The organism is Pseudomonas sp. ES3-33 (assembly GCF_000952175.1).
Classification (GTDB): domain Bacteria; phylum Pseudomonadota; class Gammaproteobacteria; order Pseudomonadales; family Pseudomonadaceae; genus Aquipseudomonas; species Aquipseudomonas gregormendelii.
In genome coordinates this window covers 1-724 of sequence record NZ_JZRI01000030.1, presented here as the reverse complement: position 1 = coordinate 724, position 724 = coordinate 1, and the positions used below count along the sequence as shown (strand labels likewise).

2 protein-coding genes are annotated in these 724 nt (G+C 49.4%); both read left to right on the top strand.

The features are described 5' to 3' along the window. Positions 1-549: sorbitol dehydrogenase family protein (locus UB23_RS03240; protein ID WP_236695829.1), on the top strand; the 549-nt coding region annotated here is incomplete at its 5' end. Positions 550-580: 31 nt separating this feature from the next. After that, positions 581-724: FAD-dependent oxidoreductase (locus UB23_RS29085; protein ID WP_152644233.1), on the top strand; the 144-nt coding region annotated here is incomplete at its 3' end.

Here is a 724-nt window from a genome sequence, read left to right as displayed (position 1 = left end):
ATATATGACCGTGATGATTCACCCATGAATTATAGGCTGTCCCGGAGGAAAGTCGTAATGGGTGGAGTGCTTACGCTGAGTTCGATAGCGTTTTCATTAAGCACCCCGTGGAATGTGTGGGCAGCCGAAACATTAAAGGAATCGCCCTTTAGCGAGAGGTTCATGTCTCTTTCCAGGCTGCTGATAAATCATCGGCTTGATCCACAAGTGGGTTTGCGACTCGCGTCGGCCATGCAGGCTATGAATGCTGGGTGGCCTGCACTGGTTGACGGGCTGATCGCTATTGCCGGAAGCAAGCAAGCTAAAGTTGTTGAAGATTTTTTCCCTGATATTCCCGAGGGATCATTGAAACAGGGCGCACTTGAAATTATATCTGCCTGGTATAAGGGTGTGCTTGTTGATTCACCCAATGCGGAAGTCTTTGCATACGAACACGCATTGATGTATCAGCCAACGATAGATGTTATGACCATTCCCAGCTATGCGATATCCGGTCCAAACGGCTGGTCGGCCGAAGCGCCGCCATTAGCGGAAATGCCAAAATTTTAATAATGCCCAACTTTGTTGAAGGCGGTGAGTGATGGCTGACATGGCGAGTACTGATGTAGTTGTAGTAGGTACTGGAGTCGTGGGTTGTCTCATCGCAAACCAGCTATTGGATGCGGGCTTGTCCGTTATTATGATAGAGGCGGGCCCGCGTGTTGAGCGCTGGGAAATAGTAGAG